We start from the raw sequence: 23399 nt of genomic DNA on the forward strand, positions 1-23399 counted from the left end.
CGGACCAGTGACGGCCCTCAGGTGCCGGCATAATGGATCGTGAGCGTACGCCGGTGCGGCGACGCCCGGTGCTCGACGACGTAGACCGCCTGCCAGGTGCCGAGGTCCATCCGGCCGGCCACCACCGGCACCGCGAGGCTCACGCCCGTGAGGCTCGCCTTCACGTGCGCCGGCATGTCGTCCGGGCCCTCCAGCGCGTGGCGCCAGCGGGCGTCCGCGGGCGCGAGCCGGTCGAGCGCGTCCGCGAGATCGGCGAGAACGTCCGGGTCGGTGTTCTCCTGGATCGTCAGCGACGCGGACGTGTGCCTCAAGAACAGCGTCACGAGCCCGGTTCCCGCCCGCGCGGCGGCCAGCCACCCGTCCACCGCCGCCGTGATCGGGACGAATCCGCGGCCCGCGGTCCCGACCACCAGGCGCGCCGCCAGCAACCGGCCCGGCCCCGTCGCCTCGTCGAGCGGCTCGATCCGCCAGCTGTTGCCGTCCCGGCTCTGTTCCATGCCTTTGTGCCTTCACACCGTGGTTATCCGGTCGCGATCCCGACCGAACGAGATTGAATCGTGACGCGCCGTCCGACATCATGAAACCATAGGAGAGGTTCGGAGAGCTCGCTTCATGCTGGATTGGATTGCGACCGCGGGCACCCAGTTGGCGGTCCTCGTCCTGATCGTCGTCGCCGTCGGCATCGGCATCGCCGCCACGGTCCGGCGCGAGCGCGAGGCCGCGGCCCTGCAGCGCGCCGCCGCGGCGGAGCGCGGATCCGCGCCGCAGCCGGTCATTACCCGCCAGCAGCCGCGCATCGCTCTCGCGGTCCTCGAGTTCGAGGACGATCCGGGCGTTGTCTCGATCGACCGTCCGCGGGTGACGATCGGCCGCCACTCCGACGACGACATCCGCGTCAAGGACGTGACCGTCTCGCGCCACCACGCCGTCCTGCAGCTCAACGCCGCCGGCCTCTTCGAGATCCACAACCAGACCGCCGACCGCGCCGAGCCCAACCCGATGTTGGTCAACGGCGTCTACCGCGAACACGCCGAGCTCGCCGACGGCGACCTCGTCACCATCGGCGGCGTCACCTTCCGCTTCCGCCGCGAATTGGCCCGGAGCGCCGCCTGACCGCGGCTCCTGAGAGATCAACGGGGATCGTCCGATGTCCAGACAGAACAACCCGGAGTCCGATGAGGAGGAACGCACCCAGTTCCTCGCGTCCCGCCCGGGTGAGGAGGACTCCGAGCGCGAGGAGGGGAGCCTCGACGACGTCGCGACCGCGATCGTCGGCCGCCGGTCCAACAACCCGGTGGCCCGCCTCGTCGTCATCGACGGCTTCGGGCTCGGAAACGCCAAGCCGATCTACCCGGGTACCAATTCGATCGGCCGTGACCGCCGCAACCGGGTGGCGCTCGATTTCGGCGACAACACCATCTCGCGCATCGACCACGCCATCATCGTCTGCGACGACCAGCAGCTAAGCTTCTGGATCTTCGACGGCGGCAAGACCAACCCGGTCCACGTCAACAGCGTCATGGTGACCGGCCAGCGCGAGCTGACGATCGGCGACGTCATCGAGATCGGCTCGACCCTTCTCCGCCTCGAGCCTGTCTGACCTTGTCGGAGGCCGCAGCCTTCGGCCCGGCCCCGCGCCCGGAGCGCGGTCGGACCGGCCGCGGCCGCGCCCAGCGAAGGATCCCATGAGCCTGACCATCGACCCGCAGGTCTTCGCCGAAGACGCCGTCTCCGAGGAGACGCGCCGTCTCAACGCCTGGATCCTCTCCACCATCGAGGCCCTGCCCGATACCTGGTCCGTGTCCCCGGCGGTGATCCGCGACCGCCGCGCCCGCGGCCTCGGACCGTTCCCCATGGAGCCGAAGTGCGAGCGCGCCGAGGTGATCGAGATCCCCGGCCCGCGCGGGCCGGTCGCCCTGCGCATCATCCGCCCCCTCGCGGCGGCGCGCGGCGTATACCTCCACCTCCACGGCGGCGGCTGGACCCTCAACGCCGCCGATCAGCAGGACGGGCGCCTGCAGCGCATCGCCGACCAGGCCGGCCTCGCCGTCGTCTCCGTGGATTACCGGCTCGCGCCCGAGCACCCCTACCCGCAGGGTCCGGACGACTGCGAGGCGGCCGCCCTCTGGCTCGTCCGAGAGGCGCGCGCCCTGTTCGGCACCGACGCGCTCGCGATCGGCGGCGAATCGGCCGGCGCCCATCTTTCCGTGGTCACGCTGCTGCGGCTCCGCGACCGCCACGGCCTGCTGCCTTTCCGCGCCGCCAATCTCGCCGCGGGCTGCTACGACCTGGCCCTGACCCCGAGCGCCCGCCGCTTCGGCACCGCCCGGCTGGTCCTCAACACGCGCGACATCGAGATGTTCGTACGGCATTTCCTTCTGCACGGGGGAGACCGCGCCGACACCGACGTCTCGCCCATCCACGCCGACCTCCGCGGCCTCCCGCGCGCGCTCTTCAGCGTGGGCACGCGGGACGCGCTCCTCGACGACAGCCTCTTCATGGCCGCGCGCTGGAGCGCGGCCGGCAACGCCGCCGACCTCGCCGTCTACCCCGGCGGCGTGCACGTCTTCCAGTCCTTCCCCTCCGCGCTCGCCGAAGCCTGCCTCGCCCGCATGGATGAGTTCCTGGCCGACGCCATGGCCTGACCCGGCGTGGCGCCCGCGCCACGGCTGGGGAAAACCGGCAGGGACGCGCGCGGGCGCCCACATGTCGCCGCAAAACCCGGCCACTCACGCCCGGCTGCCGCGCATGCGGATTTCCCCGTTGAACCCCCGGGGGGCGATGCGTTAAGAGGGGCCCGGTTCCGTCGTCGGGGCCGGCCGAGCGAGGGTCACGGACGCATGATGGTTTTCCTCAAGAATGCCCTGAAGCAGGCGGTCGTCACGGCGCTCACCGCTCTCATGTCGCTGGTGGGCATGGCGGTCGGCTCGGCGGTCGCCCAGGGCCAGAAGGGCCCCGAGGCCGTGTCCGCGGACACCTGGATCAAGATCTGCCAGACCGACGAAAAGACCAAGAAGGAGGTCTGCCAGACCGGCTACGACCTGCGCACCACCACGGGTCAGATCCTCGCCTCCTTCGTGCTCATGGAGATGACCGGCGAAACCCGCAAGATCGTCCGCATCGTCGTCCCCACCGGCCTCCTGCTGCAGCCGGGCCTGAAGGTCCAGGTCGACGACGGCAAGGCCGAGGACGGCAAGTTCGGCTTCTGCAGCGAGGCCGGCTGCTTCGTCCAGATGGTCGCCAGCGACCCCTTCGCGTCGGCGCTGAAGAAGGGTCGCGAGATCGTCGTGAGCGCGCAGAACCAGGCGGCTTCCGCGGTGACGTTCAACTTCCCGCTCGGCAGCTTCAAGGTGGCCAACGAGGGCAAGGCGATCGACGAGGAGACCTTCCGCAAACGGCAGGAGGCGATCCGCGCCCAGGTCGTCCAGAAGCAGCAGAGCTTCGAGGACCAGCTTCGCGAGGCCCAGCGCAAGGCCCAGCAGGGCCAGTGACCGGCGCGGTCAGCCCCTGGCCGACGTCATAGGACGGGTCCCACCAGGGGCCCGTTTGCGTATGGGACACAGCGCGTGCGCCGCCTCAGGTTCGGTCGGGGGGCGGATCCCACTCGTCCCGAAGCTCCTCGGCAAGTCCCTTGAAGCGCCTGAGCGCCTCGCCGGCCAGCCCCATGAATCGGTCGATCCGGGCCTGGTCCTCCGGCGAGAGCAACGGTTCGCGCGCCGACGGTGCCGCAGGCGCTCCGGGTGCGGCTCGGCGCTCGAGCTCCGCGACCCGATCCGCCAGCATCCTGTTGCGACGGGTCAGATCGTCGATCTCCGCCAAGAGGGCATCCCGGTCGTCGGGAACCAGCGTACAGACGAGACCGCCGGACTCGTCGCGGCACAGAGACATGCGGCCCGTGGCGCTGTCGAGCTTGACCAGGCCCGCCTGCGTCCGCATCACCTGCCAGCGTCCCGCGGGCGGTTCGGCGGCCTTCTCGGGCCCGGCCGCACCGGCCGGGCCGACCAGGCCACCGAGCAGCGCGGCAGCCGCGATCGCACTCCTCCACATCGGTAACCTCCCCACCCGCGGTTCCCACTGGAACCGCATCGGTGATTCGATATGGGAGCACGACAGGTCGGCGTAAAGGTCGCTGAACGAAAACCGGCCGGTCCTGAATCAGGCCGGCCGGTTAGAAACGTCGATTGATCTGGACATCGAGTTCCTTCCGGCGGCGTTGGCGGAAGGCTTGCCGTTCCCTCATTTCCTGACGTCGCGGGCCAGGCCCGCGCCGCGTGGGGTCAGCTCGCTTTCGCGGCCTCCCGCGACTTCAGCATCGAAGCCACCACGTCCACTGTCGTCTTGAGCTCGTCGAGCGCAAGCTCGCAATCGCGCTTCTGCGCTTCGAGGATGCCGATCTGCTCGTTGAACTTCTTGAGCGCGACCCGCAACTGCGTCATCTGCCCGTCCCGCAGATCGTAGAGATCGAGCATCTCCTTGATCTCGGTCAGCGAGAATCCTACGCGCTTGCCCATAAGCACGAGCTTGAGGCGTGCACGGTCACGTCGATTATAGATGCGGTTGAGACCTTCGCGGCGCGGGTTGAGAAGTCCCTTGTCCTCGTAGAATCGCAGGGTCCTGAGCGTTACGTCGAACTCTCTCGCAAGATCGCCGATCGTAAACCAAGCCTGCCTTGCTTCCTCCTTGCCGGAGGTTGCCAAGTCGACTTCTTCGGAAACCGTCTTCTCCGCAGTTCTCACATTGCCACCCATGGGAACATGCTCCTATCTCGATGTAGAGACACGAAGGAAGTTCCCCCGCCCCGATGTTGGTTTTTTTATATGCCACATCTCTGATATGCGCCTGATCACGCGAGGTCAAGACGTTCGGGCGGCTGACGTGAAGGAAACTGGCCATGGTGCGCCGGCGTACCATCGTGATCCGGCTGCCCCGCGTATCACGAGTTGGCGGAAACATCCGATATTCCACTTATTGACCGCGTTCACTTGGGGGCACCGGACGGCAACGGGATCTTAATTGTGGTTTCCCGATCGTTCACGCCCGCCCCGACCGTTAACGGATCGTTTACCCGAAGTGACCACAGTCCGTTAACCATTTCGACCGGTGCCGAGTCGCGGCTTCGCCGTGCCGGCCCGGCGTTTCAGGCAGGGGGCGCGGACCATGAGTTGGAGCGTTCGGGGCATCGACGACGAGGCGCGCGAGCGGGCGCTCGACGCTGCGCGCCGATCCGGAAAGCCTGTCGGCGAGTGGTTGAACACGCTGATCCGCGACGGCGCCGCACCGCCGGCGCGGGCCACCGGAGCCGCCGTGGCGCAGCCGCCGGACGGCACCGGGCTCGAGCGTCGCCTCGACGATCTGGGCGAACGCATCCGTCGCCTCACCGATACGGCCGCCCCGCCCCCGCGCGCGGACGGCGATCATCCGGCGGAGACCGAAGAGGGCGACCTGCGCATGCTGGCGGAAGCCGTCGGGCGGCTCGCCCGCGATTCGACCGACCGCCCCGCGCGCAATCCAAGGGGCCGCCGCGAGGGGGCCGCTGCGCCCCGGACCGGGCCGGGCGGCAACGACAACCGCGTGGACAGCCTGTTGGACACTCTCGACGGCCTGGACGAGCGCCTGCGCCGCATGCAGGGCCGCGCCGATCCGGCGCGGCCGGCCGCGCCCGCCGCAGCGCCCCGCGTCGCCGCCGAGACCTCGTCGCCCGTCGACACCGAGATGCTGGAAAAGGCCGTGGCCGAGATCAACCAACGCCGCCGCGAACTCTCCGCCGGCCCGGCTGCCGACGCCCGGGCCCCGGTCGCTCGTCTGCCGGAGCCCTACCGCGTCGCCGATCTGGAAGCCCAGATCCGGGCTCTCGGCGAGCGCATCGAGCAGTCCGTCTCGCGGGAGAGCACGGCCGGCGACGCCTTGCTGCGCGAGATCCGCGGCCTTCGCAAGGCCATGGAGGCCCGCGACGGCGCCGTTCTCACCGAATCCGATCTCGCCGACATCCGCGGCCTCGGCGACCGGCTCGACGACCTGGCGCGGCGCCAGCCGGACCGGTCCGTTCTCGATCCGATCGCGGCCGAGCTCGGCCGGCTTCGCGAGGCCGTCCAGCGCTCGAACCCCGAGGCGGCACTGCGGGCCCTCGCGGACGGCTACGACGGAATCGGCCGCCGGCTCGACGATCTCGGCCGGCGCATGCACGACGAGGGCTTCGCCGACCGCGTCGACGGGCGGCTGGCCGACATCCGCCAGTCGATTGCGGAGCTGCCCTCGGCGCTCCAGCTCGCCCGCCTGGGCGGCAGCCTCGAACTCCTCGCCGAACGAGTCGAGGAGGTCGCGGCGCGTCCCGAGCCGAGCCTGACCGTCGAACTCGAAGCCGACCTGCGCGAGATCCGCGCGGCGGTCGACCGTCACGATCCCGAACGCTTGACGGCGCTCTTCGACCAGAGGCTCCGGACCCTCACGGCCAAGCTCGACGGCCTCGAGCGCCTGGCCTCGGGCCCGATCGCGCCGGAACGCATGGACCAGATCCTGGACGAGATGCGCAGCATCGCGGCCGGCAGCCGACAGGTCGAGGAGCTGCGCGGGATCGAGCGGCGGATGGCCGAGGTCGCCAACCGCCTCGCCGTGATCGAGAGCCGCCCGGACCCCTCCGCGCTCCTGCGCGACCTGGCAGATCGCATCGAGGAGCTGACGGCCTCGGTCGATCGCGTGGGTGGACCCGACGCGATCGTGCGCGGCGACATCGAGCGCCTGCAGGCGGGCCTCGACGCCCTGATCGCCGCGTCGGCGCGCGACAGCGCCGGCGGCCGGGTCCGTCTCGACGACCTCGAAGCCGTGCTCCGGCTGGTCGAGCGCCGGCTCGAGCAGGACTCCGCCAAGCCCCACCTCGATGCCATGGAGGCTTTCGAGGCCCGCATCTCGCACCTGATCGACAAGCTCGACCGCCTCGAGCCGCGCTCGCCCGGCCGCGACGTCGAGGCGCTCGGCGCCGAGATCGCCGCCATGCGCAACGAACTGACACGCATGGCCGTGCCCCGGACCGACCCCGACGTGACGGCGCGGCTTGACGAGATCGCCCACAGCCTGCAGCGCCCGGTCGCCAGCGGGATCGAGGACGGCTTCGCCCTCCTGGCCCGGCGCCTGGAGGCTACGGAGAGCCGTTTCTCCGGTCTGGAGAGCATCGAGGACACGCTCGGCCGCCTGCACGACCGCCTGGCCGACCGCGACGACCGCATGGCGGACCTCGCCCGCGAGGCCGCCCGGGAGGCCCTCGCCGACTTCGCCCGGCTGACCCGCGACGAAGGAACCGCCGCGGCCCTGAAGGTCCTCCAGGAGGATCTCCGGGGCATGCAGCGCCAGGACGGGAACGGCGCCGGTGCTGCCGGCGAGACCTTCCGCTCCGTGCAGGAGGCGCTCTCGAGCGTCGTTGCGCGGCTCCAGTCCGCGGAGGCCGCGTCGGCCGCCGACGCCCCGACGCTCGACCTCGGCGGGCGCCGGCCGGACGGCGGCAAGGCGGACTTCGTCGATGCGCTCCGCGTCGGGACCGCCGCCTCCCGCGCCCGCGCGGCCGCCCATCCGGCCCCGCCCGCCGCGGAGGCCGCGAGGCCCGCTGCCCGGGCAGCGGCCGCCGCCGCGCATGCCGCGGCCCAGAAGGCTCAGCCCGCGCGCGCCCCGGTCCGCCCTGCGGAGACGCGAGCCGCCGAGCCGGCCGCCGACGACGCCCGCAAGGTGGACTTCATCGCCGCCGCCCGCCGCGCCGCCCAGGCTGCCCGGACGGCCGAGCCTCTGCAGACCCTGCAGCCCCTGCGGGGACAGGAGCCCGAGGACCGCTTCGCGACGGAGGAGCCCGCGGTCGCCGAGGGCCCGCTGGCGCGCCTCGGCAAGGTCATCAAGGGCCGGAGCCGTCCCCTCATGGTGGCCGCCGCGGCCGTGTTCCTCGCCGTGTTCGCCCTGCAATACATGCCGGCGGGCACCATGGACACCACCGACGCGGGGACGCCTGACGCCAACCTCGCGACCGCCGACGCGGCCCACAGCGCGGAGCCCCGGCCCGCCGACCCGAAAGCGGCGGATGCCGGCAAGTCGGCCCCCGCCTCGGTCCTCGCCCCGCCCGTGACCCCGCCGCGCACCTTCGCGGAGGCGCCCCGGGCGCCGTCCTCCGCCGGCTTCGGCCGCGACGGCGCCGACACGCCGCCCGCTGCCAAGCTCGTGCCCCTTGCGCCGCTCGTGCAACCGGCGCCCGTCGCCGAAACCGAAACGATCGATCCCGTCACCACGGCCTCGACCCGGCCCGCCGCCCTGTCGGGCGCCGGCGCCGCGTCGCCGCTGCCCCAGGTTCCCGACGCGATCGGCTCCGCCGCGCTCCGTCAGGCCGCCGCCTCGGGCGACGGACGTGCCCAGTTCGAGCTCGGTCTCCGCTTCGCCGAAGGCCGTGGCGTCTCGCCCGACCTGAAGGCCGCCTCGGCCTGGTACACGCTCGCCGCCGAGAAGGGCGTCGTGCCCGCCCAGTACCGCCTCGGCAGCGCCTGGGAGAAGGGCCACACGGGCACGCGCGACGTCGCCCAGGCCCGCCGCTGGTACAGCGAGGCCGCCGACAAGGGCAACGTCCGCGCGATGCACAATCTCGGCGTCCTCTACGCCAACGACCGCGACATGGCGAACGCCATCGCGTGGTTCCAGAAGGCGGCGGACCACGGGCTGCGCGACAGCCAGTTCAACCTCGGCATCGTCAACGTCCTGGGCTCCGGCGTGCCGCAGGATCTCGCCGCCGGCTACAAGTGGTTCGCGCTGGCCGCCGCCCAGGGCGACAAGGATGCGGAGAAGAAGCGCGACGACGTCGCCGCCCACCTCGACAAGGCGGCGCTCGCCGCCGCCAAGGCCTCCGTGCAGGCCTTCCGGCCGAAGCCGCTCGACCGGAACGCCAACGACGAGGCGATCGTCTGGGTCGAGCCGGGCTCCGCCGGCGCTTCCGCGACCGCCGCCCCGTCGACCGACGATGCGGTCCAGCGCGCCCAGACCCTGCTCCAGTCGCGCGGTGTCTACGCCGGGCCTGTCAACGGCGAGCTCACCTCGCAGACCCGCCACGCCCTCCGGCTGTTCCAGCGCCGCCAGGGCCTGAAGCCGACCGGCGAGCCCGACACCGCCACACTGCAGGCGCTCGAGGGCCGCACCGGCTGAGGCCCCCCGGCGTAGTGTTCGGCGCGGCCCCGGGCATCACGGGGCCGCGGCCGCCCCGAAGGTCTCTCGCGCCCTGCGCAGGCTGATCCAGCCGAGCGACAGCCCCCGGCAGCCGAGAAAGACGAGAAGGGCGACCCACAGACCGTCGTTTCCGAAGGCCGGCGTCAGCAGCGCCCAGGCGGCGAGATAGACGAGGAGCGACAGCAGCATCATGTTGCGCATGTCGCGCGACCAGGTCGCCCCGATGAAGACCCCGTCCATCTGGAAGGCGAGCACGCCCGCGAGCGGCGTCAGCGCGGCCCAGACGAGATAGGCGAGGGCCGTCGCCCTGACCGGCTCCGAGGTGGTCATCAGCGCCACGAGGCCGGGGCCGGCGGTGTAGAGGCCCGTCGCCACCGCCAGTGCCAGCACGAAGCCCCACATCGTGGTGAGCGCGATCGCCCGGTCGTAGACCGCCCGCCGCCGGGCGCCCACGGCCCGCCCGACGAAGGTTTCCGCGGCCGCCGCGAAGCCGTCCAGGAAATAGCCGCCGAACAGGAAGAACTTCTCCAGAATGGCGTTGGCAGCCAGCACCACATCCCCCTGGGCGGCGCTCTGCCGCGTGAAGAACGCGAAGGCGGCGAGCAGCACGAAGGAGCGGATCATGATGTCGCGGTTCATGGCGAGCATCGCCGTGAGGGCCTGCCGCTCGAACACGGCCCGCCGCTCCGGCCAGGGCCGCCGCGGCCTGCGGATCGCGCCGACGAGGATCAGCCCGGCCGCCAGCGCCACCGCGTCGGCCAGCACCGCGGCGACCGCCGCGCCCGCGACGCCCCATCCCGCCCCGATCACCAGCGCCACCGCTGCCGCCATGTTGACGCCGTTGAGGATCGTCTGCAGCAGGAGCCCGGCCCCCGCACGGCCGAGGCCGAGCAGCCAGCCGAAGATCGCGAAGTTGGTCAGCACCAGCGGCGCCCCGAGGAGCCGGATCAGCACGTAGGTCGACATCGCCTCCTGGACGGCCGCGCTGCCGCCGAACACCCGGGTGCCGGCCGAGACCGCCAGCGGCGCCGCCAGCATGGTGACGAGCCCCGTCGCGGCCGCGAGCACCAGCGCGCGCAACAGGGCCGCGTCGATCTCGGCCCGGTCGCCCCGCCCGACCGCCTGGGCGGTCAGCCCCGTCGTCCCCGAGCGCAAGAAGTTGAAGGTCGTGAAGACGACGTCGCAGATGACCGACCCGACCGCCACCCCGCCGATCAGGGCCGGATCGCCCAGCCGCCCGACCACGCCCATGTCGACGAGGCCGACGAGCGGCGTGGTCATGTAGCCGAGCGTCATCGGGATCGCGATGGCGAGCACGTCGCGGTGGCCGGGCGGGCGGATCGGGGAGGGGTCCTGCATGGTGCCCGGACCCTAGGGGATCGCCCGATCGCTCCGCAACGCCCGGCCGGCGAGGGGCCGCCGCGCTCCGGACGCGGGGGTGAGCCCCGTAGGCGAACCGCCCCGGCCACGCTATATCCCGACGGCCATGCCCCTGCCGATCGTCCACAACCCCCACTACGACGCCGACTTCCCGCTGGGCCACCGCTTCCCCATGGCCAAGTTCCGGCGCATCGCCGAGATCCTGGTCGAGGACGGCCTGGTCGCGCCCGGCGGCTTCGTCGTGCCCGCCGAGGCGCCCGCCGGCTGGATCGGCCTCGCCCACGAGGCGGCTTACGTGGATCAGGTCTTCGCCGCCGCCGTCCCGCCGGCGGTCGCCCGCGAGATCGGCTTCGACGTCTCCCCCCGCGTCGCCCGCCGCGCCCGGACCGCGTCCGCCGGCACGGTCCTGACCGCCCGCCTGGCGCTCGAGCACGGCCTCGCCTGCAACACCGCCGGCGGCAGCCACCATGCGCGCCGCGGCCAGGGCGCCGGCTTCTGCGTCTTCAACGACGTGGCGGTCGCCATCCGGGTGCTCCGCGCCGATCACCTGATCGAGCGCGCCCTGGTGGTCGACCTCGACGTCCACCAGGGCGACGGCACGGCCGACATCTTCGCGTCCGATCCGGCGGTCTTCACCTTTTCGATGCATGCGGAGCGCAACTTCCCGGCCCGCAAGATCCCCTCCGACCTCGACATCGGGCTCCCGGACGGGACCGGCGACGACGCCTACCTGGCGGTCCTGCGCGACACCCTGCCGGGCCTCTTGCGCGACCACCGTCCCGACATCGTGTTCCTGAACGCCGGCGTCGACCCGCACGCGGAGGATCGCCTCGGCCGCCTCGCCCTGACGGACGCCGGCCTGGAGGCGCGCGACCGCTTCGTGATCGGGACCGTCCGCGACGCGGGGCTCCCGCTCGCCGCCGTGCTGGGCGGCGGCTACATGGACGACATCGACCGCCTGGCGCGCCGGCACACCATCCTGCACAGGGTCGCCGCCACCTTCGTGTGAGCTCAGCCGCGCCGCACGGCCGCCCAGGCCGCGCCGAGCAGGCCCGCGAGCAACAGGCTCACCACCCCGATCCGGGTCCCGAGCGCGGCCCGCGCCGCGTCCACCGCCTGGCCGAGCCGATAGTAGCTCGCCGCCGGCAGCGCCAGCGTGAGTCGCCCGAGGTCGCCCGTCAGGTCGACGAGTTCGGACCCGTGCTGGCTGACGAGCCGCAGGGCGGCGAACAGCGCGATGATGGTGAACCAGCCCGGGCCGACGAACTTTCCCGGCGCGCCCGCCATGGCGGCCTCAGGACCGCCCGCGCCCGAGCGCCATGACGCGCAGGACGATCCACACCGGCACCACGATCACGGCCCCGTAGACCAGCCAGCGGCCCGCATGCAGGAAGATGCCGGAGCCGAGCGACAGGACGGCGTCGACGAGGCTGTCGAAGCCGCGCAGGACTCGCCTGACCAGCGTGAAGGGGTCCATCCCCATCGTGGCGAGCACGAAGCCGATCACCACCGACAGGAACGCGAGCCACACGATCGTCCTGACCGGGGGGCCGCCGAAGAATCGCTCGAGCGCGTTGCCCATCCGAAGAGCCTCCGGGTCCTCGATTACCACGAGGCTCCCGCCGCGGTCGAGGCGGTGGCCGGAATGCGAACGGCGCCGGAGGTCCTCCGGCGCCGTCTCGCGGATCGGACTTGGAACGGCTTATTCGACGTCCTGCATGGCCGACAGCACCCACGGCCCGGGCGCGCCGGTGCCGCGCTGGCGCCAGAAGGTCCAGACCTGCGTGATCTCGGTCGGCCGCTCCGGATCGCCGTCGACCACCCGGCCCGTGGCCGTCTCGCGGGTCGCGTCCACCATCTCGAACTGCATCGCGACGGTCGCGTACTCGCTCATGCCCTCGCGCCAGGCCTCCGCCAGATCGCCGCGCAGGAGCTTGACCCCCGAGATCTCGTTGACGAGACCCTGGCGCTTCATCTCGTCGAGCTGGCTCTCCAGCTCCTGGAAGACCTCGTGGGTGGTGTGCTCGCGAAGCGTCTCGAGATCACCACGCCCGAAGGCGGTCTGGATCTGGCCGAGCAACCGCTCGAAAGCCTCGAAGTCCGTGCCGTCCAGGCCGAGATCGTCGCTCGGCTCGAGCCGGGCCTGCCGGTTGCCGCCGAGCCCGCCGAGGCCGCCCAGCAATCCGCCGAGGCCGCCCGTCGCCGGCCGCTGGCCGGCGGGCGGGTCGTAGCCCGAGGGCGGGCCGTAGCCCGCCGGGGGCTGCCCGGCGCCGCCCGGGGCCGAGGGCCCGCGGTCGCCCGGCATGCCGCCGAGGCCGCCGCCGCCGAGGCCCGGCCCCGCGTCGCGGTTGAGCGGCCCGCCCGCGCCGGCCGCCGCCGGCTGCTGCCGGCTGCGGATGAGGCGCATGACCAGCCAGATGCCGCCCGCGATCAGGGCGACCTGAAGGATGAGGCCCAGGAACCCGGCGAAGCCGCCGAAGCCGCCGCCGAGCAGCGCGCCGATCAGGCCGCCGATCAAGAGGCCCTTCAGCATCGTGCCGCCGAACCCGTTCATGAAGCCGCCCGGCTGGGCGGTTCCGGTGGCGCCGGGCGTCGCCGGCTGGGCCGGCCGCTGCGCCTGCGTGCGCTCGATCGGCTGCGCGGTGCGCGGAGCCGTCTGGGTTTGGGGCGGCGCCTGGAAGGTGCGCGTACCGCGGTTGCCGAACCCGGCCTTCGGCGCGGCCTCGGCCGGAGCGAACGGCGCAACGGCGGCGACGCTGAGGACGGTGGCGACCGCCAGCGTGGCGGCCAGCCGGACGGTCCGGATCGCAAACGTCGATGCGGATGTGGTTTTCATGTCGGTCCTCGATATGGGCCTCGATGTCGGGCGCACGGAAGCGCGCACGTCCTACCATATGGTGTCAGGTTTTCGTCATGTCCAGAGCAAACTGACGCTTTGGTCAACCGACCCGCCGGACGGAGCGGAGCGGCGTGCCCGAAGCCTCGATGCGCGCCAGCGCCGCATCGGTCGCCTCGATGCCGACCATCATCTGGAACGCGTTCGCATGGAGAATGGTCCCGCCGTCGCGCACGAAGGCGACGTGGCCGGGCCAGAACAGGAGGTCTCCCCGCCGCCAGGCGGCAGGGTCGGTGCCGACCTCGATGCCCACCTCGGCCTCCTGCATGTCGGTGTCGCGCGGCACCCGGTGGCCGCAGGCCCTGAGCGCCGTCTGCACCAGGCCCGAACAGTCGAGGCCGAGGCTCGACTTTCCGCCCCACAGATAGGGCGCCCCGAGGAAGCGCTCCGCCACGGCGACCGGGTCGGGCTCGACGCTGCCGATCGTCGCCAGGTGCTGCATGACGATGCAGCCGCCGTTCGCTGTCACGCCGAAGCGCCGGCCGCGTTCCTCGATCTCGCGCCGGATCGCCACCTCGCTGCCGAGGCTGATCCAGGCGAGCGGCGGCTCCTTGATGGACGGCCCCGGGAACACGAAGCTGCGCAGGGCGGAGACCCGGTGGGTCGGGGCCGGCCGCTCGCCCTTGAGGAGCGCGCTCGACGGCAGGTAGCCGACGTAGCCGTCGCGCTCGAGCTGCACCCAGGCCCAGCCCTCCGCGTCCTCGTCGTAGACCGTGACTGCCTCCCCGAACAGCGCCTCGGTATCGAGGGCCGCATCCGGCCGCGGCTCGCGCCGGACCGGCGCCACCCCGTCGATGACATGCGCCCGCGCCCCCGCCACGTAGCGCTCCGCGGGGACGAGCCCGGCGAGATGCGCGGCGGCGAGGTCCGGGCGTGCCGGAGTCAAGCGGGGATGGTTCTGGGCCATGGCGGGTCCGGATTCGGTTGCGTCGGCCGCCAGGATAGCATGCGGGCGGGTTGCGCTACCGCTTCTTGAGCGCCGAAGGCTTGTGGGCCGCGATCCTGCCCGATCTGTCGCTGCGCACGACATATTCGGGATTGTCCTTCGAGGCGGCAACATGGTGCCCCTCGATGTCCATCGGGCTCGTCTGCCGCCGCACGACCTTGCCCACGCTTCGGCCGCCAGACGAGCTCCATTCGACCTTGTCGCCCGCCTTGAACTCCGGTGTGTCGCTCTTCGCCATGTGTGTCCTCCCGGCCCGGGAACGCGCCGGCGCCGCCTGCCGTTCCGCCGCTGCTGACACGTCCTGACAGCCCGGCGGGCTACACCGGGGCCGTTCCCGATCCCCCCGACGGAGACCCGCCATGACCGACGCCAGCCTCGTCATCCTCTACGTCGCCGACCCGCCCGCGAGCGCCGCCTTCTACCGCGACCTGCTCGGCAAGCCGCCGGTCGAATCCTCCCCGACCTTCGCGATGCTGCCCTTCCGGGACGGCCTCATGCTCGGCCTCTGGTCGCGCCGCACCGTGGAGCCGGCAGCCGAGGCCGCGGGCGGGGCAACCGAACTCGCCTTCACGGTCGCCGGCCCCGCCGAGGTCGATGCCGTCCACCGGGACTGGCGGTCGCGCGGCCTGCCGATCGCCCAGGCGCCCGCCGACATGGACTTCGGCCGCACCTTCGTGGCGCTCGACCCGGACGGCCACCGGCTCCGCGTCTTCGCCCCCGAGATGCCGTGAGGAGGGGACCGTGAGCGAACGAGCCTGGATCGCCGTCGCCTCCGCCGAGCACGTCCGCCGGGGCCGCGCGGAGGGCTTCATGCAGGTCTGCCACGGCAAGGGCGGGCCGCTCCGCCGCCTCGCCCCCAGCGACCGCGTCGCCTACTACTCGCCGACCGAGACTTTCGGCGGCGCGGACCGCCTGCAGGCCTTCACGGCGCTCGGCCGGGTCAGGCCCGGCCCGCCGTACCGAGCCGACATGGGTGGCGGCTTCCATCCGTTCCGCCGGGACGTGGACTGGGAGGACGCGGCCGAGGCGCCGATCCGCCCGCTGCTGCCGGAGCTCGGCTTCGCGCGCGGCGGAAACTGGGGCTACCGGCTCCGCTTCGGCCTCTTCGAGGTCGATCCGGCCGACATGGACGCGATCGCCCGGGCCATGCGGGTGCCGCTCGCCGCCTGACGCGACCGCTCGCCGCGTTCCGGACCGGCACCGGTCCGGAACCTTGCCCCGGGTCCGGCCATTGGACATGATCCCCCCGCTTCGGGCTCGGCCCCGGCGGCATCCCATGGCCCGGAGGCAGGTTTGAGCGTCGGACTGATCGCCCTTCTCGACGACGTCGCGGCCATCGCCAAGGCCGCGGCGGCCTCCATCGACGACGTCGTCCTGCAGGCCACCAAGGCCGGCACCAAGGCCGCCGGCGTGGTGATCGACGACGCCGCGGTGACGCCCCGCTTCGTCACCGGCCTGTCGCCCGCCCGCGAAGTGCCGATCATCGCCAAGATCGCGCTGGGGTCGCTCAAGAACAAGCTGGTCGTCCTGCTCCCGGCGGCGCTCCTCCTCAGCGTCTTCGCGCCCTGGGCCATCACCCCGCTCCTCATGATCGGCGGCGCCTACCTCTGCTACGAGGGCGTCGAGAAGCTTTGGGAGATTGTCCAGCCCCACGGCGCCCGGGCCCACGAAGCCGACCTCGAGCCCACCGCCCTCGACCCGGAGAGCGAGGAGGACCGCAAGGTCGCCGGCGCCATCAAGACCGACTTCATCCTCTCCGCCGAGATCATGACCATCACCCTCGCCGCCGTGCCGGGGGGCGGGCTCGCCATGCAGGCCGCGGTCCTCGCCGCGGTCGGGGTCGCCATCACGGCGCTGGTCTACGGCGGCGTCGCCCTCATCGTGAAGGCCGACGACTTCGGGCTGGCCCTCGCCCGGCGCCACCCGGGGGGCGGTCTACTCCACCGCTTCGGCTGCCTGCTGGTCCGGGCGATGCCGGTCTTCCTCGGATTCCTGAGCAAGCTCGGCACCACGGCCATGATCTGGGTCGGCGGCGGCATCCTGGTCCACGGGCTGGAGGAGTACGGCTTCCCCTGGTTCGCCGAGACCTTCCACCACCTCGCCGAGGCCGCCGCCCACGCCGTCCCCCCGCTCGGCGACGTGACGGCCTGGGTCGTCGAGGCCCTCGGGGCGATCCTGGTCGGCATCGCCGCCGGCGTGATGGCGATCCCGCTCGCCGGCTACGTCGTCTCCCCCGGCTGGCGGCGCGCCAAGGCGCTGCTCCGGCCCCGGCGCCCACGCGACGCCTGAGGGGTTTTGCGGACGGGCCGTCCTTATGGACAGGACCGGCCCGATGTGGTCCGATTTGCCGCAACGACAGAACAAGACGGCAGTCGGGAGCGGGACGGTGCAGCAGGGTTGGGTCGTCGTCGTCGTCGCGCTCGGGTATATCGGGCTGCTCTTCGCCGTCGCGCACTACGGCGACCGCACCGCTCATCGCCTGAGACCCGCCAACGGCCGACCGCTCATCTACGCCCTGTCGCTCGGCGTCTACTGCACGTCCTGGACCTTCTTCGGTTCCGTCGGACTGGCGGCGAACCGCGGCCTCGACTTCCTGACCATCTACGTCGGCCCGATGATCATGTTCCTGGCCTGCTATCCGCTCCTGCAGCGGGTGGTGAAGCTCGCCAAGGCCGAACGCATCACCTCGATCGCCGACTTCATCGCGGCCCGCTACGGCAAGAACCAGACCGTCGCGGCGGTCGTCACCGTGATCGCCTTCGTGGGCATCGTCCCCTACATCGCCCTGCAGCTCAAGGCCGTCTCCCTGTCCGTGGAGACCATCGTGACCCACTTCGAGATGGGCATCACGTTCCGCCGCAACGCCCCGGTCCTCTCCGACATCTCGCTCCTCGTCGCCCTCGCGATGGCGACCTTCGCGTGCCTGTTCGGCACCCGCCACATCGACGCCACCGAGCACCAGGAAGGCCTGATGCTCGCCATCGCGGCGGAATCGGTGGTGAAGCTCTTCGCCTTCTGCGCGGTCGGCCTCTACGTCCTCTTCGGCCTCTTCGACGGCCCCTCGGACTTCCTGGCCCGCACCGCCGACCTGCCGCGCGTCCAGGCCATGTTCGCCCGCGACCTCGCCGGCGGCAGCTGGATCGTGATGTCGCTCCTGTCCTTCATCGCGATCCTGCTCCTGCCGCGCATGTTCCACGTCGCCGTCGTGGAGAACAACGCCGAGGCGGAGCTGAAGCGCGCCCGCTGGATCTTCCCCGCCTATCTGATCGGCATCAACGTCTTCGTGCTGCCGATCGCGATCGGCGGCATCGCGCTGCTCGGACCCGGCGTCGACGCCGACAGCTACGTCCTGCGCCTGCCGCTGGAGGCCGGCTCGGGCGTCTTCACCGTGCTCGCCTTCATCGGCGGCCTCTCGGCCGCGACCGCCATGGTGATCGTCGCCTCGGTGGCGCTCGGCATCATGGTCTGCAACGAGCTGGTGGTCCCGATCCTGATCCGCCGCCGCGCACCGGTCGGCGCCGAGCCGGAGAACATGGGCTCGCGCCTGCTCATCGTCCGCCGCCTGGCCATCTTCGCCATCCTGCTCCTCGCCTACGCGTATTACCGCGCGGTCGCCGACGCCTCGGCGCTCGCCGAGATCGGCCTCCTCGCCTTCGCGGCCATCGCCCAGTTCGCCCCGGCCTTCTTCGGCGGCCTCCTGTGGCGGCGCGCCACCGCGCGCGGCGCCATCGCCGGCATGGCGACCGGCTTCGCGCTGTGGTTCTACACCCTGCTCCTGCCGGCCTTCGTGGACGCGGGCATCGGCCCGCACGGCATCCTGACCGACGGCCCCTTCGGCATCTGGCTGCTCCGCCCGCAGGCGCTCTTCGCCTTCGGCTTCGATCCCCTGACCCACGGCGTCTTTTGGAGCCTCTTCGGCAACATCGCCGCCTACGTGTCGGTCTCGCTGATGCGCCCGCCCGAGGCGATCGAGCGGCTCCAGGCCAACATCTTCGTGCCCGCCGACCGTACGCCGGCCCCCGCCTTCCGGCGCTGGCGCACCGCCGTCACCGTCGAGGACCTGCGCACGACCGTGTCGCGCTACCTCGGCGAGGACCGCACCGACCGCGCCTTCGAGGACCACGCCCGCGCCCGCAATCTGCAGCTCGCCCCCAACGCCCCGGCCGACGTCTACCTCCTGAAGCTCTCCGAGCAGCTGCTCGCCTCCGCGATCGGCGCCGCCTCCTCGCGGCTCGTGCTGTCGCTCCTGGTCAAGCGCCGCGACCCGTCCGCCAAGGCCGCCATGAAGCTCCTGGACGACGCCTCGGCGGCCATCCAGTACAACCGCGACCTTCTCCAGACGGCCCTCGACCAGGTCCGCCAGGGCATCTCGGTCTTCGACAAGGAGCTGCGCCTCATCTGCTGGAACCGCGAGTTCCGCCAGGTGCTCGAGATCGCCCCGGAGCTCGCCCAGGCGGGCACGCCGCTCTCCGTCATCGTCCGCGACCGGGCCGAGCGCGGCGAGTTCGGGCCGGGCAACCCGGAGAAGATCGTCAAGGACCGCATCGACCGCCTGGTCGGCCGGCTGGAGACCTTCCAGGAGAAGCTCGTCTCCTCCGGCCGCGTGCTCGAAATCCGGACGAGCCCCATGCCGGACGGCGGCATCGTCACCACCTGGACCGACATCACCGAGCGGGTCGCCCATGCCGAGGAGCTGGCGCGCGTCAACGAGAGCCTGGAGCGCCGCGTGCGCGAACGCACCGAGGAGCTGACCTGCCTCAACGACGCCCTGTCGCGCGCCAAGAGCGCCGCCGACGAGGCCAACCTCGGCAAGACCCGCTTCCTCGCCGCCGCCGGCCACGACATCCTGCAGCCGCTCAACGCCGCCCGCCTCTACTCCACCAGCCTCGTCGAGAAGGCGGAAGGCACCGGCTTCTCGCACCTCGCCTCCAACATCGAGCAGTCCCTCGACGCCGTCGAGGAGATCATCGGCGCGCTTCTCGACATCTCGCGCCTCGACGCGGGTGCCCTCAAGCCCGAGTTCGGCGTGTTCCGGCTGGACGAGATCCTGAAGCCGCTCAAGGTCGAGTTCGAGCCGATCGCCCGCGAGCGCGGCCTCGACTTCCGCGTCGTCCCCTCGTCCCTGAGCGTCCGTTCGGACCGGCGCCTCCTGCGCCGCCTTGTGCAGAACCTGGTCTCCAACGCCATCAAGTACACGCCCGAGGGGCGCGTGCTGGTCGGCTGCCGCCGCCGCAAGGGCAGGGTGGTGATCGAGGTCCTCGATTCCGGCCTCGGCATCCCGGATTCCAAGCGCAGGGTGATCTTCGAGGAGTTCCAGCGGCTGGAGGAGGGGGCCCGCGTCGCCCGCGGCCTCGGGCTCGGCCTCTCGATCGTCGAGCGCATCAGCCGTGTCCTCGGCCACCCCATCGGGCTGCACTCGGAGGACGGGCGCGGCTCGCGCTTCACGGTCGAGCTCCCCCTGGCCGCCCCGGTCCCGGCCGCGCCCCCCGAGGCCGGCCAGGTCCGCCCAGTGCCCGGCCGCTTCGACGGGCTCCTCGCCGTCTGCGTCGACAACGAGCAGGCCATCCTCGACGGCATGGCGACGCTGCTGACCGGCTGGGGCGCGGAGGTCGTCGCCGCCCGCGACCAGAAGGCGGCCGCCGCGCGCCTCAAGGAACTCGGCCGCGCCCCGGACGTGCTGCTGGTGGACTATCACCTCGACGAGGGAACCGGGATCGAGGCCGCCACCTACCTGCGCTGGCTCTTCGGCGCCGACCTGCCGGCCGTGCTCATCACCGCGGACCGGTCGCCGCAGGTCCGGGAAGCGGCCCGCCAAAAGGGGATGCAGGTCCTCAACAAGCCGCTCAAGCCCGCGCAACTCCGCGCCATCATCGGCCAGTCCCGCGTCCAACGCCTCGCCGCGGAGTGATGCGTCCGGGATGGCCGAGCCTGAATTAATTAGAATATCCTAATAGACCCTTGACTACGGACCCGGTTAGGCTTTGACCTCGATCAAGGCGACCCCGGCTGTCGGGGCGCATTGATCGGCGGGAACGGCAGGGTCCAGGACGGACCGGTCCCGGCCGGACGAGGAGCGACATCATGCGGGCCGAAACGGTGCCCGGCGGGGGATCCCCCGCCAATGACAGCCTTTACGAGGATCACAAGAAGGTCTACCCGGCCGCCGTCCAAGGCACCTTCCGCAAGATCAAGTGGGGCCTGCTGATCGCCTGCCTCGGCATCTACTACCTGCTCCCCTTCGTCCGCTGGGACCGCGGCCCCGGCCACCCGGACCAGGCCGTCCTGATCGACTTCCCCAACCGGCGCTTCTACTTCTTCTTCATCGAGATCTGGCCGCAGGAAGTCTACTACATCACCGGCCTCCTGATCCTGGCCGCGCTCGCGCTGTTTCTGATGAACGCGCTCGCCGGGCGCGTCTGGTGCGGCTACCTGTGCCCGCAGACGGTCTGGACCGATCTCTTCCTCGCCGTCGAGCGCTGGACCGAGGGCGACCGGCGCGACCGCATGAAGCTCGACCAGGCCCCCTGGACGGCCGACAAGGTTGGCCGCAAGGCCGCCAAGCACGCGCTCTGGCTCATGATCGCCTGGTGGACCGGCGGCGCCTGGGTGCTCTACTTCGCCGACGCCCCGACCCTCGTCCGCGACCTGCTGTTCTTCGACGCGCCACTGGTCGCCTACATCTGGATCGCCATCCTGACCGGCACGACCTACGTGCTCGCCGGCTTCGCGCGCGAGCAGGTCTGCATCTATATGTGCCCCTGGCCGCGCATCCAGGCCGCCCTGACCGACGAATGGGCCCTCAACGTCTCCTACCGGGTCGACCGCGGCGAGCCGCGCACCTCCATGAAGACGGCCGAGAAGCTGCGCGCCGCCGGCGAGGACGCCGGCGACTGCATCGACTGCCGCCAGTGCGTCGTCGTCTGCCCGACCGGCACGGATATCCGCGAAGGCATCCAGCTCTCCTGCATCCAGTGCGGCCTCTGCATCGACGCCTGCGACAACGTCATGGACAAGGTCGGCCGTCCGCGCGGGCTGATCGCCTACGACACCGACATCAACATCGAGCGTCGGGAGCAGGGCAAGCCGGAGATCTACCGCTTCGTCCGCCCCCGCACCGTCCTCTACGTCGCCGTGATCGCCATCGTGGCGGCCGTGATGGTCTTCGCGCTGACGACCCGCGCCACCGTCGGCGTCAACGTCCTGCACGACCGCAACCCCGTATTCGTGGTCAATTCCGACGGCTCCGTCCGCAACGGCTACACGGTGCGCATCCTCAACAAGGACCGCGAGGCGCGCGACTTCGTGCTCGCCGTGGAGGGCCTGCCGGCCGGCGCGCACCTGGACGTCAACGGCCCCGAGAAGATGGTCGACGGCAAGCCGGTCCTGAGCGTCGAGCCCGACCAGACCCGCGAGCTGCGCGTCACGGTGCTGACCCCGAAGGGCACGCCGCTGCCCACCTCGACCCCGGTCGTCTTCAGCGTCCGCGAAACCGTCACCGGCGAGACCGCGGCCGCCAAGGACTTCTTCAAGGCGCCGTGACGCGGCCGCCGGCCGATGACCGCAAGGTGATCGGCCGGCCCGGTCCCGGCGCCCTGTCGCGTGCTACGCTGGCGCGACCCGAGGAGGCCGCACCCATGCCCGACGCCGGAAAGCCGTCACGGAGACGTCTCGCGCGACCGGCTGCCGCGCTCGCCGGCGTCCTCGCCTGGTCCGGAGCCGCCATGACCGCGTCCGCGCTGACCCCGCTGCCCGATGCAACGCCCCTCTTTCGTGCCGCCGGAGCCGGCGACCTCCCCGCCGTCCGGGACCTCCTCGCCGGTGGCATGCCGGCCGACCCGCGCGACGGGTTCGGGCAGACGCCGCTCCTCCTCGCCGTCCAGGGCGGCCATGTGGAGGTCGCCGAGGCCCTCATGGCCGCCGGCGCCGACGTGAACGCCCAGGCCGGCAACCGGGACACCCCCTGGCTCCTCGCCGGCGCGCTGGGCCGGACCGCCATCCTCAAGGCCATGGTCCCGCGCGGGCCCGACCTGACCGTCCGCAACCGCTTCGGCGGCAACGCGCTCATCCCGGCCTGCGAGCGCGGCCATGTCGACGCGATCGCCTTCCTGCTGACGACCGGCATCGACGTCGACCACGTCAACGACCTCGGCTGGACCTGCCTCCTGGAGATCGTCATCCTAGGCGACGGCGGCCCGCGCCATGTCGAGGCCGCGCGCCTCGTCCTCGCCGCCGGCGCCGACCCGAACCTCGCCGACCGCGACGGCGTCACCCCGCTCGCGCATGCCCGGGCGCGCGGACAGACCCGGGTCGCCGCCCTGATCGAGGCCGCCGGCGGCCGCGTCGCGCGCTGACCGCGAAGCTGTCCGGCTTGCATGATTTCCCTCAAAGACCGGCCCTCCGCCACGCGCTAGAAGGGCACCATCCGCGGATCGTTCCCTCGAGGGGAGGGCAGGGTCCGCCTCGACCCGTGCGGAGGGGCATATGTCGATGACCACCGAAGACCCGAAGGGCTTCGTCCTGACCGGCCGGCACGTCCTGGCCATCACCGTCCTCTTCTTCCTGACGATCTTCGTCGCCAACGGCGCGATGCTCTACTACGCCGTGGGCAGCTTCCCCGGAACGGTGACGGATTCGTCCTACACGGCGAGCCAGCGCTACAACCGCGAGATCGCCGCCGCGGCGGCTCAGAATGCCCGCGGCTGGGTGGTCGACGCCTCGGCGCGCCGCGACGCCGACGGCCACGTGGCGGTCCGCGTGATGGCGAAGGATGCCGCCGGCCAGCCCGTCGCCGCCCCCGACTTCAGCGCCGTCCTGCAGCGTCCGACCAACCGGGCCGAGGATCATGCGGTCGCGCTCCGCCCCCTGGCCGGCGCCACCGGGGTCTTTTCCGGCGAGACGGACGGCGTCCAGGCGGGCCAGTGGGAACTCGTCATCGAGGCCAAGGGCGCCGAGGGCCGGCTCTTCCTGTCGCAGAGCCGCCTGATCCTGCGTTGA

General features: G+C 71.9%; 22 protein-coding genes. 13 read left to right on the top strand and 9 right to left on the bottom strand.

The features are described 5' to 3' along the window. Positions 1-17: 17 nt before the first annotated feature. A complete protein-coding gene (locus WBG79_RS01910; RefSeq protein ID WP_337355420.1) occupies positions 18-497 on the bottom strand; it encodes a secondary thiamine-phosphate synthase enzyme YjbQ in 480 nt (159 codons plus the stop codon). 115 nt (positions 498-612) lie between these two features. On the opposite strand from WBG79_RS01910, the gene WBG79_RS01915 reads away from it, so the two are divergent. The 4 genes from WBG79_RS01915 to WBG79_RS01930 all read left to right on the top strand — a co-directional run bounded on the left by WBG79_RS01915 (position 613) and on the right by WBG79_RS01930 (position 3491). Then, entirely contained in the window at positions 613-1113 is a 501-nt protein-coding gene (locus WBG79_RS01915; RefSeq protein WP_337355421.1) for an FHA domain-containing protein, read from the top strand. A gap of 34 nt (positions 1114-1147) precedes the next feature. Next, entirely contained in the window at positions 1148-1600 is a 453-nt protein-coding gene (locus WBG79_RS01920; protein ID WP_337355422.1) for an FHA domain-containing protein, read from the top strand. An 85-nt stretch (positions 1601-1685) separates the two neighbouring features. Then, complete coding sequence (locus tag WBG79_RS01925) at positions 1686-2645, top strand: alpha/beta hydrolase (protein WP_337355423.1); 960 nt, start codon at positions 1686-1688, stop codon at positions 2643-2645. Between the two features lie 195 nt (positions 2646-2840). Continuing rightward, positions 2841-3491: an invasion associated locus B family protein gene (locus tag WBG79_RS01930; protein WP_337355424.1), complete on the top strand. Its 651-nt coding sequence runs from the start codon at positions 2841-2843 to the stop codon at positions 3489-3491. An 85-nt stretch (positions 3492-3576) separates the two neighbouring features. Here the strand turns inward: WBG79_RS01930 and WBG79_RS01935 are convergent, their stop codons facing one another. Continuing rightward, entirely contained in the window at positions 3577-4047 is a 471-nt protein-coding gene (locus WBG79_RS01935; protein ID WP_337355425.1) for a hypothetical protein, read from the bottom strand. 230 nt (positions 4048-4277) lie between these two features. Next, entirely contained in the window at positions 4278-4748 is a 471-nt protein-coding gene (locus WBG79_RS01940) for a MerR family transcriptional regulator (protein WP_337355426.1), read from the bottom strand. A 409-nt stretch (positions 4749-5157) separates the two neighbouring features. Here WBG79_RS01940 and WBG79_RS01945 point away from each other — a divergent pair, with 409 nt between their 5' ends. Further along, positions 5158-9162, top strand: a complete 4005-nt coding sequence (locus WBG79_RS01945; protein WP_337355427.1) for a peptidoglycan-binding protein — start codon at positions 5158-5160, stop codon at positions 9160-9162. A gap of 36 nt (positions 9163-9198) precedes the next feature. Here the strand turns inward: WBG79_RS01945 and WBG79_RS01950 are convergent, their stop codons facing one another. Next, the gene (locus WBG79_RS01950; protein ID WP_337355428.1) at positions 9199-10542 is read right to left on the bottom strand and encodes an MATE family efflux transporter; all 1344 of its coding nucleotides are present in this window, start codon (positions 10540-10542) and stop codon (positions 9199-9201) included. A gap of 127 nt (positions 10543-10669) precedes the next feature. Here WBG79_RS01950 and WBG79_RS01955 point away from each other — a divergent pair, with 127 nt between their 5' ends. Beyond that, complete coding sequence (locus WBG79_RS01955; RefSeq protein WP_337355429.1) at positions 10670-11572, top strand: histone deacetylase family protein; 903 nt, start codon at positions 10670-10672, stop codon at positions 11570-11572. 2 nt (positions 11573-11574) lie between these two features. Here WBG79_RS01955 and WBG79_RS01960 read toward each other — a convergent pair whose 3' ends face one another. The 5 genes from WBG79_RS01960 to WBG79_RS01980 form a co-directional block, all read right to left on the bottom strand. Further along, complete coding sequence (locus tag WBG79_RS01960) at positions 11575-11850, bottom strand: hypothetical protein (protein ID WP_337355430.1); 276 nt, start codon at positions 11848-11850, stop codon at positions 11575-11577. Positions 11851-11857: 7 nt separating this feature from the next. Further along, entirely contained in the window at positions 11858-12145 is a 288-nt protein-coding gene (locus WBG79_RS01965) for a DUF6460 domain-containing protein (protein ID WP_337355431.1), read from the bottom strand. Between the two features lie 120 nt (positions 12146-12265). Further along, positions 12266-13399, bottom strand: coding sequence for a Tim44 domain-containing protein (locus tag WBG79_RS01970; protein ID WP_337355432.1), 1134 nt, complete (start codon positions 13397-13399; stop codon positions 12266-12268). Between the two features lie 103 nt (positions 13400-13502). Continuing rightward, positions 13503-14366, bottom strand: coding sequence for a C40 family peptidase (locus WBG79_RS01975; protein ID WP_337355433.1), 864 nt, complete (start codon positions 14364-14366; stop codon positions 13503-13505). Between the two features lie 55 nt (positions 14367-14421). Then, on the bottom strand, positions 14422-14643 hold the full coding sequence (locus WBG79_RS01980) for a DUF2945 domain-containing protein (protein WP_337355434.1): 222 nt from the start codon (positions 14641-14643) through the stop codon (positions 14422-14424). Positions 14644-14764: 121 nt separating this feature from the next. On the opposite strand from WBG79_RS01980, the gene WBG79_RS01985 reads away from it, so the two are divergent. From WBG79_RS01985 to WBG79_RS02015, 7 genes are all read left to right on the top strand, one after another. Further along, on the top strand, positions 14765-15136 hold the full coding sequence (locus WBG79_RS01985; protein ID WP_337355435.1) for a VOC family protein: 372 nt from the start codon (positions 14765-14767) through the stop codon (positions 15134-15136). Between the two features lie 10 nt (positions 15137-15146). Next, positions 15147-15575, top strand: a complete 429-nt coding sequence (locus WBG79_RS01990; protein ID WP_337355436.1) for an EVE domain-containing protein — start codon at positions 15147-15149, stop codon at positions 15573-15575. A gap of 123 nt (positions 15576-15698) precedes the next feature. Further along, positions 15699-16694, top strand: coding sequence for a DUF808 domain-containing protein (locus WBG79_RS01995; protein ID WP_337355437.1), 996 nt, complete (start codon positions 15699-15701; stop codon positions 16692-16694). Positions 16695-16791: 97 nt separating this feature from the next. Further along, positions 16792-20313: a hybrid sensor histidine kinase/response regulator gene (locus tag WBG79_RS02000; RefSeq protein WP_337355438.1), complete on the top strand. Its 3522-nt coding sequence runs from the start codon at positions 16792-16794 to the stop codon at positions 20311-20313. Between the two features lie 173 nt (positions 20314-20486). Next, positions 20487-21944, top strand: coding sequence for a cytochrome c oxidase accessory protein CcoG (ccoG, locus tag WBG79_RS02005; protein ID WP_337355439.1), 1458 nt, complete (start codon positions 20487-20489; stop codon positions 21942-21944). Positions 21945-22039: 95 nt separating this feature from the next. Beyond that, positions 22040-22756, top strand: coding sequence for an ankyrin repeat domain-containing protein (locus WBG79_RS02010; protein WP_337355440.1), 717 nt, complete (start codon positions 22040-22042; stop codon positions 22754-22756). Between the two features lie 130 nt (positions 22757-22886). After that, positions 22887-23399 (top strand): FixH family protein, encoded by a 513-nt coding sequence (locus tag WBG79_RS02015; RefSeq protein WP_337355441.1) that lies wholly within the window; start codon positions 22887-22889, stop codon positions 23397-23399.

The organism is Prosthecomicrobium sp. N25 (assembly GCF_037203705.1).
Lineage (GTDB): Bacteria > Pseudomonadota > Alphaproteobacteria > Rhizobiales > Ancalomicrobiaceae > Prosthecodimorpha.